This window comes from Micromonospora sp. C41 (genome assembly GCF_018070485.1).
Classification (GTDB): Bacteria; Actinomycetota; Actinomycetes; order Mycobacteriales; family Micromonosporaceae; genus Micromonospora; species Micromonospora chalcea.
In genome coordinates, this window is record NZ_JAGPXP010000004.1 from 124152 (window position 1) to 138417 (window position 14266).

Here is a 14266-nt window from a genome sequence, read left to right on the forward strand (position 1 = left end):
GGCGGTGCATTCCTCAGTCGGCCGCGCAGGCCGCCTTGAGCTTGTCCCGGGCGGCGGTGAGATCCGCCCTGCTCGGCGCCTTGCCCGGCGCCTTGGCCCAGGCGTCGGCGAGGTCGCTCATCTCGGTCGCGACGCCCTTCACCGCGCTGTTCACCTCGTCGCTGTTGGTGAAGGCGTGCGTGTAGAGCGTGGCCGCGCCCGCCGAGTACTGCGCGCTGACCGCCGAGTGACCGGCCGGCGGGCCGATCTTCTCCGCCTCGGCCACCTCCTTCAGGGCGGCCGTGATGTCCTTCTCCGCCGTCGTGCAGGTCTTCCGGGTGGCCTCGTCGAGGCCCACCGGGGCCGGCGTCACCGGCGGCACGGACGTGGCGGCCGGGGCGGAGGGCGCCGCCGACCCGGCCGAGGGGGTGTCCTCGTCGTCGCCGCAGCCGGACATGACGATCATCGCCACCGCGGCCGGAGCGAGCAGGGCGAAGCGAGCTGAACGCACAGTGTTCTCCCCGTGTCGGTGTTCGTAGCCGCCGCAAACTAGCAGACCGGACACGGCAGGGCGGAACCCGTTTTCCGTCGCGAACGCCGGAAAACGGGTCCCGCCCTGCGGGCTCAGCTCGTCTCGCCGGCCACGCTGAACGAGCGCAGGCGGTCGATCGCCAGCACGGTGAACCCGACCGCCACCAGCGCGGTGAGCACCGCCGCGACCGGCACCGAGACACTGGTGCCGAGCAGCGGCGTCGGCGCCATCCGGTCGGCCAGGGCGATCACCCACTGCTGGATCGACAGCACCCGGGTGCCGCTGACGAACCGGCCCAGCAGGCCTTCCCAGATCAGCACGTAGACCAGGCCGAGCAGCACCGGCCGCCGGGTCACCAGGCTCAGCGCCAGGAACAGCGCCGAGTACGCCAGCGCGCCCGCCGCCGAGGCGGCGACCAGGGCGAGTCCGAGGCGTACCGAATCGGCGAGCACGCCCGCGACGTAGATCGGGACACCGACGGTGACCGCCGTGACGCCGGCCGCGACCGCCAGCTTCGGCAGCACGATCTGCCAGCGCGGCAGCGGCTTGGTGAGGATGTGCACGACGGTGCCGTCGTCGATCTCCGCGCCGAGCACGCCGGTGCCCACGATCAGCGCCACCACCGGCAGCACCACCGCCAGGCCGAGGCCGACGAGCACCGGCGGGCCCCACTGGCCGGGGTCGACGCCGAGCGACCGGCAGAGCACCGCCAGGCCGATCAGGATCAGCGGCAACGGCAGCAGCATGAGGAACCGGCTCCGGCCGAACAGGCCGCGCGCGGTGATCCAGGTGACTGTCGACATCATGCCTCCACCAGATACGAGAAGACGCTCTCCAGCGACTCGTCCTCCGGCAGGAGCTGCCGGACCCGGATGCCGTGCCGGAGCGCGATCCGGGGCAGGGCCCGGGTGAACGCGCCGTAGTCGCCGGCCTTGACGGTCAGGCCGGTGCGGCCCAGCTCGACGCCGGAGACCGACGCCTCGGCCATCAGCGCCACCGCCAGGGCGCGGTCGTCGGTGGAGCGGACCGCGAACACGTGCGGCCGGTTGGTCATCAGGCGGCGGATGGTCCGGTAGTCGCCGGAGGCGGCCAGCCGGCCGGCGACCATCACCTGGACGGTGCCGGAGACCTGCTCGACCTCCTCCAGGATGTGCGAGCTGAACAGGATGGTCCGTCCCGCGTCGCCGAGCCGGTGCAGCAGCGCCATCATGTGCAGCCGCTGGCGCGGGTCCATTCCGTTGAACGGCTCGTCGAGCAGCAGCACCTGCGGGTCGTGCACCAGCGCGGCGGCGACCCGGGTGCGCTGCCGCATGCCCTTGGAGTAGGTGCCGATCCGGCGGGTCTGAGCGTCCTCCATCTCGACCAGCTCGATCGCCCGCTTCGTGGCGGCCTCCGGGTCGGGCAGCCGGTGCAGCTTCGCGCTGGCCAGCACGAACTCGTACGCGCTGAGGAACGTGTGCACCGCCTCGCGCTCGCTGACCAGGCCGAGCCGCCGGTAGACGCCGGGGTTGCGCCAGGTCGGCTCCCCGTCCAGCGTCACGGTGCCGCGCGACGGCGACAGGAAGCCCGCCATCATGTGCAGCAGCGTGGTCTTGCCGGCGCCGTTGGGGCCGAGCAGGCCGGTCACGCCGGGGCCGAGCCGCATGGTGACGTCGTTGACCGCCACCACGTTGCCGTACCAGCGGGAGACACCGGCCAGGTCGAGCGTGCTCGTCGCGGCGGCGGGCGTACCGGCCGTCGACTGGGTGCTGATCGCCGTCATCGGGCGGCCACCTTCCGGTATCGCAGGAGCAGCAGGCTGACGCAGGCGGCGACCAGCAGCACGGCGACCGCGGCGTAGACCGGCCCGAAGTCGCCGATCGGCATGCCGCCCCGTCCCTGGGTCAGCCGGTCGCCGAGCGCCCAGTTGCCCACGCCGCCGACGAGCGTCGGCGGGGAGGCGACGAAGGCCAGCTCGTTGATCGTCCGCGAGGGCAGGATGGACAGCACGCCGACGACCGGCGTGGTCATCAGGAAGACCGCCACGATGCCGCCGGCCGCGAACGCGCGCTTGCCGGTCAGCGAGGCGACGAGCAGCGCGATCGAGGCGAACACCACCGCCCAGAGCCCGGCGTAGAGCAGCCCGGGCAGCAGGTCGAGCAGTTCGTCCCACACCCCGCGTACGCCCCGGTTCGTGGTGAACGCGGCGCCGAGGAACATCACCAGCTGCGGGCCGCCGAGCAGCAGCCACAGCGCGGTGACAAGCGCCAGCAGCTTGGACAGCGCGTAGTCGCCGCGCGGCAGCGGCCGGGAGAAGTACAGCGGCAGCACGCCGCTGCGCAGGTCGCGGGAGACCAGCTCGGGCGCGGCCACCGCGGCGAAGAAGATGACCAGCCAGCTCATCGCGTCGGCGAACTGGGCGTACGTCATCACCACCTCGCCGATCTGGCTGCGCACCGCGGTGACCCCGGCGGCCACCACGGTCACCACGGAGACGACCAGCCACGGGAAGATCTTGGCCTTGGCGCTGCGGCCCAGCCCGAAGACGGTACGCACGCCGTGCAGGTAGAGCGCGCCGAAGACCTGCCGGCGGCCGAGCCGCGGGCCAGTGTAGCGCTGGTAGCCGATGTCGTGGATGACCCCGGTCGCGTCAGACATGGCTGGGCTCCCTCGCGGCGAAGAGTTCGGCCACCCGGTGCCGCCGCTGGTCCAGCCGGTGCAGCGGCAGGTCCAGCTCGGCGACCGCGCCGAGGATCTGGTCGTAGGTGGCGTCGTCGGCGAGCGGGACGAGCAGCAGCCGCCCGTCGCGGGTCACCGGCAGGTCGAGCGCGGCGAGCCGGGCGGCCAGGTCGTCGGTGCCCTCGCTCACCTCGACGGCGAGCACGTCGGTGGCGGTGGTCATGGCGGACACCCGGTCGGCGCGCAGCAGCCGGCCGCCGTCGATGGCGACGAGCGTGTCGCAGATCCGCTCCACCTCGCCGAGCAGGTGCGAGCAGACCACCACCGAGATGCCGAACTCGGTGCCGATCCGGTGGATCAGCGCGAGCATGGCGTCCCGGCCGGCCGGGTCGAGGCCGTTCGTCGGCTCGTCGAGCAGCAGCAGATCGGGATCGTGTACGAGCGCCTGGGCGAGCTTGACCCGCTGCTTCATGCCGGTGGAGTAGCCACCGACGGCCCGGTGCCGCTCCTCGTGCAGGCCGACGTGGCGCAGCGCCTCGGAGGCCCGTTCCCGGGCGACGGTGCGCGGCAGTCCGCTGATCCGGCCCAGGTGGGTGACCAGCTCGGCGGCGGACAGGTCGGGCGGGAGGGCGTCGTGCTCGGGCATGTATCCGACCCGGGCGCGGACCGCGGCCGGGTCGGTGGTCGGGTCGAGGCCGAGCACCTGTACCCGGCCGCTGGTCGGCGGGAGCAGACCCAGCAGGATCTTGATCAGAGTGGACTTGCCGGCGCCATTCGCGCCCACCAGCCCGATGATCCCCGGCTCGACCGATACGGTGAGGTCGGTCAACGCGGTGACCCGGCCTCCGTACGTCTTGGTCAGCGACTCGGTCGCGAGCAGTGTCACGCCGTTCAGCGTAGAACTCCGGGGCCGCGCCGGAGCCCGTCCTGACCCGGGCGATCCCCTGATCCCTCGGCTCCGGGCCCCCTAGGTGACCGACGGGGTAGCGGCGTCGCGGGGAAGCTGCCACCGTGTGAGGCGACTCGACGGGGGGCGTCATGAGCGACGGTACGGACCGGCCGGCGGTGAGCGTGGTGGTGCCCACGTACAACTGCGGGGCCCACCTCGATCCGCTCGTCGCGTCGCTGTCGCGGCAGGGGCTGCCGCCCGGCGGGTACGAGGTGATCTTCGCCGACGACGGGTCGACCGACGGGACGCCGCAGCGCCTGGACGAGCTGGCCGCTGCCGACCCGCACGTGCGGGTGCTGCGCCTGCCGCACTCGGGCTGGCCGTCGCGCCCGCGCAACCAGGGGCTGGAGCAGGCACGCGGCGAGTACGTCTTCTTCGCCGACGACGACGACTGGTTCGGCGACGAGGCGCTGGCCCGCCTGCACTCCTGCGCCCGGGCACACGACGCGGACATCGTCGTCGGACGGATGATCGGGCACCGGCGGGGCGTACCGCGGGAGCTGTTCCGGGAGAACCGGTTCGACGCCACCCTGGCGAACGCGCCGCTGGCCGACAGCATGACCTGTCACAAGCTGTTCCGGCGGTCCTTCCTCGACCGGCACGGGCTGCGCTTCCCGGAGGGCCACCCGCGACGCCTGGAGGACCACCGGCTGATGGCGGCGGCCTACCTGCTCGCCGAACGGATCTGCGTGCTGGCCGACCACCCCTGCTACCACCACGCCCGCCGCGAGGACGCGGGCAACGTCACCGCCACCCGGATGGACCCGGCGGAGTACTACGCGGCGCTGCGGGCCGCGATGGACATCGTGGACGCCCACCGCCCACCGGCTGCGGCCCGCCTGCGGCTGCACCGGCGCTGGCTGCGCAAGGAGATGCTGAACCGGCTGCGCGGGCAGGCGCTGCTGAGCGCGCCGGAGCCCTGGGCCGGGCAGGTGGCGGACGAGGTGGGACAGCTCGTGAAGGAGCGTGTCGCACCCGAGGCGATCGCCGGGGTGCCGCCGATGTACCAGGTGATCGCGCATCTCGCCGCGCAGGGGCGGATGGCCGACCTGCGCCGGCTGGCGGAGTGGGACGTGAGTGTCCGGGCGCACGCCGCCGTCGACCGGTGGCAGGTGGAGGGACGGACGCTGACCGTCGCCGTCTCCGCCCACCTGCGCGCCGGGGACGAGCCGCTGCGCTTCGACGACCGAGGGCTGCCGGTGCTCCCGGTGGCCGAGGCCGCGCCGGACGGTGTCGTGATGCGGGCCGGCGGGGCGAGGACCGACGTGGTGATCCGCCGCCGGGAGACCCGGGAGGAGTTCTTCCTGCCGGTCGACGCCACCACCGAGCCGGCCGCCGACGGCCGGGTCTGTCACCGCAGCACCGCCACCGTCGACTTCGCGGCGCTCGACGGCGGCCGGACCCGGGGCACCTGGGAGGTCCGGGCCCGGGTGATTCAGGCCGGGTGGGCGCTGGACGCGAACCTGCCGCTCGTGGTGCGCTGCGCGGCCGACGGCGGGCCGCCCCGGGTGGAGGATCCGCGCCGGCTCCGCGCCCGGATCCGGCGGGCGGTCCGGCGGATCCGGGATCGCGCGCTCGGCCGGACGGCGCGCGCCGGCAGCCGTTCGCACGATCGACCGGCGGCGGCCCGGCGGTAAGGATTCGAAGACCCCGGTTCGTCCTCGGCACGATCGCCGGAACGCGCGATTACCGGGAGGCCGGGTGGCGCTCTCGACCGATCGCCGGTGGGCTGCGAAACTGTGTGCCGGCCGGTGAGTTGGGGGTTCGATGAGCAACGGGTGGCTGCTGCCCGAGGACGTTCTGCGGGATGCGCCGTCGTACGCGCCCAGACCCGCTGAGCTGGCCGATCTCCAGTTGTTGCTGAGCGGGGCGTACGCGCCGCTCACCGGTTTCATGAGCCGGGCCGACCTGACCTCGCTGAGCCGGCGCGGCCGGCTGGCCGACGGCACCCCGTGGCCGGTGCCGGTGACGCTCCAGGTGCCGGCCGCGCTGGCCGACGGGCTCGACCCGGCGGACCCGGCCCGCCGGGCGGTGGTCCTCACCGACGGCGAGGGCGCGCCGGTCGCGGCGATGGACGTGACGGACGTCTGGCCGGGCCGCGAGGGCCTGGTGGGCGTCGGTGGCACGGTGCGCCGCCTGGGCGACGGCGGCCACGGACCGTTCCAGCGCCTGCGGCGCGGCCCCGACGAGGTACGCGGCCTGCTGCCGCCGGGCCGGGTGCTCGGGGTCTTCGCCGACCGTCCGCTGCACCGCCCGCAACTGGCGCAGATCGCGCACGCGGCCCGCACGCTCGGCGCGCACCTGCTGGTGCTGATCCCGGTGGGCGAGGGGTCGACCGGTGGCCTGCCGTCCGAGGCGCTGGTGCGTACCGTGTTCGCCGCCCGCGACCGGATGCCCCCGGCGACGCTGGTGGCGGTGCCGCTGGCCCGCCGGCGTGACGAGATCAGCGACGCGCTGCTGCGGGCCCGGGTCGCCGCCGCGTACGGCGTGACCCACCTGCTCTCCACCGAGGGCATGCTCTCCGGCGCCGGCCTGCGCGTGCTGGTGCCCCGCGAGCTGGCCTACGACAACCGGGACGGGCAGTGGCGCTGGCGGGAGGACATCCCGCCGCGCAACCGCCGGCTGGCGCTGAGCGTGGAGGAGATCGACGACCTGCTGGACCGGGGCTTCCCGCTGCCCGAGTGGCACACCCCGCCGGCGGTGGCGAAGGAACTGGTCCGGGCCCGCCCGCCGCGGCGGTACCGGGGACTGGTGATCTTCCTGACCGGGCTGTCCGGCTCGGGCAAGTCGACGATCGCCCGGGGCCTGGCCGACGTGCTCCGTGAGCAGGGCGACCGCACGATCACGCTGCTCGACGGCGACGTGGTGCGGCGGGAGCTGTCCGCCGGGCTCGGGTTCAGCAAGTCCGACCGGGATCTCAACGTGCGCCGGATCGGCTGGGTGGCCGCCGAGATCGCCCGGCACCGCGGGGTCGGCATCTGCTGCCCGATCGCGCCGTACGCGGCGGCCCGCGCCACCGCGCGGGAGATGGCCGAGGCGGCCGGCGCGGGCTTCCTGCTGGTCCACGTGGCGACGCCGCTTGAGGTCTGTGAGCAGCGCGACCGCAAGGGCCTGTACGCCCGCGCCCGGGCCGGCCTGCTCACCGGGATGACCGGCATCGACGACCCGTACGAGGAGCCCACCGACGCCGATCTCGTGGTGGACACCTCGGACATCAGCGTCGAGGAGGCCATCGGGAAGGTGATGGAACACCTCACCGAGACCGGCTGGGTGGAGCCCCGACTCCAGCCCGCCTGACCTTTCGGCCGCCGGACGCGTCCGGCCTGCGAGCACCTCGACCGCCGTCGTCCGGCCTTACGGACGACGGCGGTTTCGCATCGCCCCTCGCTGCGCGGTAGTGTTCGCCTTTGTTGGAACACGTTCGACCGCGTGAGCATCGCGGTCGGTGACGCTCGGAGGTGGGCCGGAATGCTGGCGCGGCAGCGGCAGACGGCGATCCTGGAACGACTACGTCTCGCCGGCGGCGTCCGGGTCACCGAACTGGCCGCCGAGTTCGGCGTGTCCGACATGACCATCCGCCGCGACCTGGACACGCTGCACGAGCAGGGCCTGCTCGCCAAGGTGCACGGCGGCGCGACGCCCGCCGGTCCCGGCTCGACCGACGAGCCCGGCTTCCGCGCCAAGGCCGACCGCCAGTCCGCCGAGAAGGCGGCGATCGCCGACCACGCCGCAGGGCTGGTCCGGCCCGGCGCCGCCATCGCGCTCTCCGCCGGCACCACCACCGCCGAGCTGGCCCGGCGACTTGTCGACGTGCCCGGCCTCACGGTGGTCACCAACTCGCTGCCGGTGGCGGAGGCGCTGCACGTCGGCGGCCGGCCCGACCAGACAGTGGTGCTCACCGGCGGGGTACGCACGCCGTCGGACGCGCTCGTCGGGCCGCTCGCCGTGGCCGCGATCGCCGCGCTCCACCTGGACGTGCTCTTTCTCGGCGTGCACGGCATCAGCGAACGGGCCGGGTTCACCACGCCCAATCTGATGGAGGCGGACACGAACCGGGCGCTCGTGGCCGCCGCGGACCGGCTCGTGGTGCTGGCCGACCACACCAAGTGGGGCACCGTCGGCATCTCGTCGATAGTGCCGCTGGACGCGGCGGACGTGCTGGTCACCGACGACCGGTTGGCGCCCGAGGCACGACGGGTACTCGACGACAGGGTGGGCGAGCTGGTGACGGTGCCCGCGCAGAGGGGGGCGCAGTGAAGCGTACGCAGATCGCGCTGGCCGACGGCCGCGAGCTGATCTACTTCGACGAGCGGGACGACGCGGTCCGGGACCAGCCGGACCGGCGGGACCTGCCCCCTCCCCCACCCGCCTCGCAGCTGCGGTACGACCCGCTGACCGACGAGTGGGTGGCGGTCGCGGTGCACCGGCAGACCCGCACGTTCCTGCCCCCGGCCGACCAGTGCCCGCTGTGCCCGTCCCGAGGTGACCGGCACAGCGAGATCCCGGCACCCGAGTACGACGTCGTCGTGTTCGAGAACCGGTTCCCGTCACTGAGCCAGCGGGTCGCCGACGAACCGGCCGAGATCACGCCGTTCACCCCGGTACGGCCCGGCCTCGGCAGGTGCGAGGTGGTCTGCTTCACCGACGACCACAACGCCTCGTTCGCCCGGCTCCCCCCGCACCGGGTGCGGACCGTGCTGGACGCGCTCGCCGACCGCACCGAAGCGCTGAGCGCGCTGCCCGGCGTGGAGCAGGTCTTCCCGTTCGAGAACCGGGGCGTGGAGATCGGGGTGACGCTTCACCACCCGCACGGGCAGATCTACGCGTACCCGTTCGTCACGCCGCGCACCCGCGACATGCTGGCCGCCGCCCGGCGGCACGCCGAGCGCACCGGCGGCAACCTGTACGCCGACGTGCTGGCCGCCGAACGCGCCTCCGGGGAACGGGTGGTGACGAGCAACGAGCACTGGACCGCGTACGTCCCGGCGGCGGCGCGCTGGCCGTTCGAGGTGCACGTGGCGCCGCACCGGCCGGTGCCGGACATCCCGGCGCTCGACGACGCCGAGCGGGACGCGTTCGGGCCGCTATACCTGGACCTGCTGCGTCGCTTCGACGGGCTGTTCGACCTGCCGATGCCGTACATCGCGGCCTGGCACCAGGCGCCGGTACGGATCGACAGGGAGTTGGGCCACCTGCACCTGCAGCTGTTCAGCATCCGGCGGGCCAAGGACAAGCTGAAGTACCTGGCCGGGTCGGAGTCCGGCATGGGGGTGTTCATCAACGACATCGCCCCCGAGCGAGCCGCCGAGCTGCTGCGCGCCGCATGAAAGGAAGGGCCCCTTGTTAACGCCTGCGGTAGAGAAAGGGCCCCTTCTTAACAACCGCAGCCCGGGCACGGGGGCGCGGGGGGCCCGGGACAGGACCCCCCGCAGGGAAGGGACGGCTGGCTGCGCTCAGCAGCCTCGAAGGTCGGCCGGCCGGCGCGCGGCGACGGCCCACCTTCACGGACGCGACTGGCATCTCGTCCACCCTGTCAACGAGAACGCACCGAGCGAGGTCACGCCGCCCCGACAGCCCTGAGGTGTTAAAAAGGGCCCCTTCTACAACGCGAGGCGTTAAGAAGGGGCCCTTCCTTACACGTCAGGCGGCGAGCCGGCGCGCCAGGTTCTCGTCGAGCGCGTTCATGAACTCGTCGGTGGTCAGCCACGGGGCGTCCCGCGAGATGAGCAGCGCGAGGTCCTTGGTCATCTGGCCGCCCTCGACGGTGTCCACGATGACCTTCTCCAGCGTGTTCGCGAACTCGGTGACCGCCGGGGTGCCGTCCAGCTTGCCCCGGTGGGCCAGGCCCCGGGTCCAGGCGTAGATCGAGGCGATCGGGTTGGTCGAGGTCTTCTCGCCCTTCTGGTACTGCCGGTAGTGCCGGGTGACGGTGCCGTGGGCGGCCTCGGCCTCGACGGTGCGGCCGTCCGGGGAGAGCAGCACCGAGGTCATCAGGCCGAGCGAGCCGAAGCCCTGCGCGACGGTGTCGGACTGCACGTCACCGTCGTAGTTCTTGCAGGCCCAGACGTACCCGCCCTCCCACTTGAGCGCGGCGGCGACCATGTCGTCGATCAGCCGGTGCTCGTAGGTGAGGCCGGCGGCCTCGAACTCGGCCTTGAACTCGTTCTCGAACACCTCGGCGAAGATGTCCTTGAACCGGCCGTCGTACGCCTTGAGGATGGTGTTCTTGGTGGACATGTAGACCGGGTAGTTGCGGTCCAGGCCGTACCGGAACGAGGCGCGGGCGAAGTCCCGGATCGACTCGTCGTAGTTGTACATGCCCATGGCGATGCCGCCGCCGGGGAAGTTGGCGACCTCCATCTCCATCGGGGTGCCGCCGTCGGCCGGGGTGTAGGTGATGGTCACCGTGCCCGGGCCGGGGACGACGAAGTCGGTGGCCTTGTACTGGTCGCCGTGCGCGTGCCGGCCGATGATGATCGGCTTGGTCCAGCCCGGGACGAGCCGCGGCACGTTCGACATGATGATCGGCTCGCGGAAGACCACGCCGCCGAGGATGTTGCGGATGGTGCCGTTCGGCGACCGCCACATCTTCTTCAGGCCGAACTCCTCCACCCGGGCCTCGTCCGGGGTGATGGTGGCGCACTTGACGCCGACGCCGTGCTCCTTGATGGCGTTGGCGGCGTCGACGGTGACCTGGTCGTCGGTGGCGTCACGGTGCTGGATCGACAGGTCGTAGTAGTGCAGGTCGACGTCGAGGTAGGGCAGGATCAGCTGCTCCCGGATCTGCTTCCAGATGATCCGGGTCATCTCGTCGCCGTCGATCTCCACGACCGGGTTGTTTACCTTGATCTTCGCCATCGGCCGGCGCTCCTCTCGGGGGACACGTGCTCAAGCAGTACGAGCGTACTGGAAACTGGCCGGCAGTCCCCAGGCGGCCCGGGTGGGCCGCCGGAAAAGCGGGCTGCGCCGTACCGCGACCCGCTGGCATCATCGTGCGATGCCGCGCAGCCGCACCCTCGGGTCTATCACGGTCACCGCGCTGTCCGACGGCGAGGGGCCCTTCTTCCAGCCCCGCGACGAGGCGTTTCCCGGCGCCACCCAGGCGCACTGGGCGGCTGCCGACCGGCTCGACCCGGGCGCCGTCACCGCCGACGGCCGGTGGTGGCTGCGGTTCCGCGCGTTCGCGGTGCGGACCGGCGACGGGCCGGTCACGCTCGTCGACGCCGGCATCGGCCCGGCCGACTCGCTCGCCGCGAGCTGGGCGCCGGTCCCCGGCCGGCTGCCGGCCGAGCTGGCCGCCGCCGGGATCGATCCGGCCGACGTCCGCACCGTGGTCCTCACCCACCTGCACACCGACCACGTGGGCTGGGCCGGCGCGCTGTTCCCGAACGCGGACCACCTGGTCCAGCGCGCCGAGCTGGACGCGCTGGAGCTGTTCCACCCGGAACTGCCGGCCCGGCTCCTGGGGCCGTTGCGCGCCGCCGGCCGCCTGCGGGTGGTCGACGGCGAGACGCCCCTCACCCCGGGGGTACGGCTGCTGCACACCCCAGGCCACACGCCGGGTCACCAGTCGGTGCTCATCGAGGCGGACGACGAGCGCCTCCTGATCACCGGCGACCTGCTCGTGCACGCGATCCAGTTGGTCGCCCCGGAGCTGGCGTACGCCCACGAGGTGGACCCGGACGAAGCCCGCCACTCCCGCACGACCCTGCTGGCAACCCTCTCCCCCGCCACCCTGGCCACCCCCCACCTGACCGCTCCCTTCACCCCCCACCCCCGACCGGGTCGATCATGAGGTTGGCGGCGGAATTGGAGATCGAATACGCCGTCAACTTCATGATCGACGGGGAGAGTGGGGAGAACTGGGAGGGCGGGGAGAGACGCGGGCGGGACAGCGGCAGGCCCGCCGGCGGAAGCCGGCGGGCCTTCTGCGCGGTTGGTCGGGCTCACATGCTGGCGACGTCGCCCTGCTTGGCGCGGACGGCCTCGGCGGCCTCCTTCAGCGCGGCCAGCTCGTCGGCGTCCAGGTCGGTCTCGACGACCCGCTTCACGCCCTCGGCGCCGATCTCGGCCTCGACGCCCAGGTAGACGCCGGAGATGCCGTACTCGCCGTCGACCCAGGCGCAGACCGGCATGACCTCGCCGGAGTCCTCGGCCACTGCCTTCGCCATCCGGGCCGCGGCGGCGGACGGGGCGTAGTACGCCGAACCGGTCTTGAGCAGCGCGACGACCTCGGCGCCACCGTTGCGGGTCTTGACGACCAGCTCCTCGATCTGCTCGGCCGGCATGACGTCACGCAGCGGCTTGCCGTTCACGGTGCTCTTGGACGGCACCGGGACCATCGTGTCGCCGTGCGAGCCGAGCGTCAGGGTCCGTACCGACTTCACCGGTACGCTCAGCGCCTCGGCGACGAAGTTGGTGAAGCGGGCGGTGTCCAGCATGCCGGCCTGGCCGAGCACCCGGTTCTTCGGGAACTGGGTGGCGAGCTGGGCCAGCGCGGTCATCTCGTCGAGCGGGTTGGACACCACGATGACGACGGCGTTCGGCGCGTACTTGGCGACGTTCTCGGAGACCTGCCGGACGATCTTGGCGTTGGTCTCCAGCAGGTCCATCCGGCTCATGCCCGGCTTGCGCGGCAGGCCGGCGGTGATGACGACCACGTCCGAGCCCTCGATGGCGTCGTAGCCCTCGCCGTTCGGGCCGGTGGTGACGCCGACAACCTTGGTCTCGAAGCCCTCGACCGCGCGGGACTGGTTGAGGTCGAGCGCGAGACCCGCCGGCTTGCCCTCCACGATGTCGGTGATCACGACGGTGTCGAAGACGTCGTACTCGGCCAGGCGCTGTGCGGTGGTCGAGCCGTAGAAGCCGGCGCCGACGACAGTGACCTTCTTACCCATGGTCGTCCCACTCCCTGATCCCAGTCGGTTTTCCGGACCGTATCAGCCATCCTGGCACCGATCGGGCCAGGGGCGGACGGTTATGACCTGGGTGGGTGTCAGCCCGCCCGCTCGGCCCGTTCGACCACGTTGGTGAGCAGCATCGCCCGGGTCATCGGACCGACGCCGCCGGGCATCGGCACGAGCTTGCCGGCGACCTCGGCGACCTCCGGGTCGACGTCGCCGGTGTAGCGGCCCTTGCCGTCGTCGCCGATCACGCGCGTGATGCCGACGTCGACCACTGTCGCGCCCGGGTTGACCATGTCGGCGGTGAGCAAACCCGGTACGCCGGCGGCGACGATGACGACGTCGGCGGCGCGGGTGTGCGCGGCGAGGTCGAGCGTGCCGGTGTGGCAGAGCGTCACCGTGGCGTTCTCGCTGCGCCGGGTCAGCAGCAGGCCCAGCGGACGGCCGACCGTGTTGCCCCGGCCGACGACGGCCACGTTCGCGCCGCGCAGCGGCACGTCGTGGCGGCGCAGCAGCTCCACGATGCCGCGCGGGGTGCAGGGCAGCGGAGCGTCGTACCCGAGGACGAGCCGGCCCAGGTTGACCGGGTGCAGCCCGTCGGCGTCCTTGTCCGGGTCGATCGACTCCAGCGCGCGCTGGGTGTCGAGGTGCCCGGGGAGCGGGAGCTGGACGATGTAGCCGTGGCAGGCCGGGTCGGCGTTCAGCTCGGCCAGAGCCGCGTCGAGCTGCTCCTGGGTGGCGTCTGCGGGCAGCGTGACCCGCAGCGAGGCGATGCCGACCTCGGCGCAGTCGCGGTGCTTGCCGTTGACGTACGCCTGGGAGCCGGGGTCCTCCCCGACCAGCACCGTGCCGAGGCCGGGGGTGATGCCGCGTTCCGCGAGCGCCTTGACCCGGGCCCGTAGCTCGTCCTTGATCTCCGCCGCGGTGGCCTTGCCGTCCAGGATCGTCGCCGTCACGTCGTGATCGTCTCACGCCCGCTGGCGGGCCCGGACGACGACGGCCGACGATCACGCTGCGCAACGTGCGCTAAGTCACGGAGAGTCACCAATCACGGTGACGCCGCAGCCCGGTCACACCCGGACGGGCAGGGACCGGACAGCGGGAACAGCCGTCGCAGACCGCCCGGCCACGCGCGGACCGGAACAGAGGCAACCAGGAAAGAACCAGGCAGGAGCGAGGTTTAGCACGCGCGAGCGGCAACGACAAGACAGGGCGAACACGATCCGTCATCGATCAACCACGCGC

The 14266-nt window shown here is 72.7% G+C and carries 13 protein-coding genes; 5 read left to right on the top strand and 8 right to left on the bottom strand.

Going from position 1 to position 14266, the window contains the following annotated elements; translation table 11 throughout:
• Positions 1-13 precede the first annotated feature (13 nt).
• The 5 genes from KBX43_RS06375 to KBX43_RS06395 all read right to left on the bottom strand — a co-directional run bounded on the left by KBX43_RS06375 (position 14) and on the right by KBX43_RS06395 (position 4055).
• Positions 14-451, bottom strand: a complete 438-nt coding sequence (locus KBX43_RS06375; protein ID WP_176722806.1) for a hypothetical protein — start codon at positions 449-451, stop codon at positions 14-16.
• 152 nt (positions 452-603) lie between these two features.
• Positions 604-1314 carry an ABC transporter permease subunit gene (locus tag KBX43_RS06380; protein ID WP_064448849.1) on the bottom strand — a complete coding sequence of 237 codons (711 nt, stop codon included), beginning with the start codon at positions 1312-1314 and terminating at the stop codon, positions 604-606.
• Positions 1314-2273 carry an ABC transporter ATP-binding protein gene (locus tag KBX43_RS06385; protein ID WP_210883728.1) on the bottom strand — a complete coding sequence of 320 codons (960 nt, stop codon included), beginning with the start codon at positions 2271-2273 and terminating at the stop codon, positions 1314-1316. The genes KBX43_RS06380 and KBX43_RS06385 overlap by 1 nt, the downstream gene beginning before the upstream one ends.
• Positions 2270-3148, bottom strand: coding sequence for an ABC transporter permease (locus KBX43_RS06390; RefSeq protein ID WP_043328381.1), 879 nt, complete (start codon positions 3146-3148; stop codon positions 2270-2272). The genes KBX43_RS06385 and KBX43_RS06390 overlap by 4 nt, the downstream gene beginning before the upstream one ends.
• Positions 3141-4055, bottom strand: a complete 915-nt coding sequence (locus tag KBX43_RS06395; protein WP_064448851.1) for an ABC transporter ATP-binding protein — start codon at positions 4053-4055, stop codon at positions 3141-3143. Before KBX43_RS06395 ends, KBX43_RS06390 begins: the two co-directional genes overlap by 8 nt.
• Before the next feature lie 152 nt (positions 4056-4207).
• Between KBX43_RS06395 and KBX43_RS06400 the strand changes: the two genes are divergently transcribed.
• The 4 genes from KBX43_RS06400 (at position 4208) to galT (ending at position 9445) form a co-directional block, all read left to right on the top strand.
• Positions 4208-5755 (top strand): glycosyltransferase family 2 protein, encoded by a 1548-nt coding sequence (locus KBX43_RS06400; RefSeq protein ID WP_084789606.1) that lies wholly within the window; start codon positions 4208-4210, stop codon positions 5753-5755.
• Between the two features lie 130 nt (positions 5756-5885).
• Positions 5886-7415, top strand: coding sequence for an adenylyl-sulfate kinase (gene cysC / locus KBX43_RS06405; RefSeq protein WP_043328378.1), 1530 nt, complete (start codon positions 5886-5888; stop codon positions 7413-7415).
• 171 nt (positions 7416-7586) lie between these two features.
• Positions 7587-8375 (top strand): DeoR/GlpR family DNA-binding transcription regulator, encoded by a 789-nt coding sequence (locus tag KBX43_RS06410; RefSeq protein WP_043328376.1) that lies wholly within the window; start codon positions 7587-7589, stop codon positions 8373-8375.
• Complete coding sequence (gene galT / locus KBX43_RS06415; RefSeq protein ID WP_187693380.1) at positions 8372-9445, top strand: galactose-1-phosphate uridylyltransferase; 1074 nt, start codon at positions 8372-8374, stop codon at positions 9443-9445. The genes KBX43_RS06410 and galT overlap by 4 nt, the downstream gene beginning before the upstream one ends.
• Before the next feature lie 313 nt (positions 9446-9758).
• Here the strand turns inward: galT and KBX43_RS06420 are convergent, their stop codons facing one another.
• Positions 9759-10976 (bottom strand): NADP-dependent isocitrate dehydrogenase, encoded by a 1218-nt coding sequence (locus KBX43_RS06420; protein ID WP_043328372.1) that lies wholly within the window; start codon positions 10974-10976, stop codon positions 9759-9761.
• A gap of 139 nt (positions 10977-11115) precedes the next feature.
• Here KBX43_RS06420 and KBX43_RS06425 point away from each other — a divergent pair, with 139 nt between their 5' ends.
• A complete protein-coding gene (locus KBX43_RS06425; RefSeq protein ID WP_210883736.1) occupies positions 11116-11913 on the top strand; it encodes an MBL fold metallo-hydrolase in 798 nt (265 codons plus the stop codon).
• Positions 11914-12064: 151 nt separating this feature from the next.
• Here KBX43_RS06425 and mdh read toward each other — a convergent pair whose 3' ends face one another.
• Both mdh and KBX43_RS06435 read right to left on the bottom strand, forming a co-directional pair.
• Entirely contained in the window at positions 12065-13015 is a 951-nt protein-coding gene (gene mdh / locus KBX43_RS06430) for a malate dehydrogenase (RefSeq protein ID WP_064446555.1), read from the bottom strand.
• Positions 13016-13113: 98 nt separating this feature from the next.
• Positions 13114-13977: a bifunctional methylenetetrahydrofolate dehydrogenase/methenyltetrahydrofolate cyclohydrolase gene (locus tag KBX43_RS06435; RefSeq protein ID WP_043328369.1), complete on the bottom strand. Its 864-nt coding sequence runs from the start codon at positions 13975-13977 to the stop codon at positions 13114-13116.
• Positions 13978-14266: the final 289 nt, after the last annotated feature.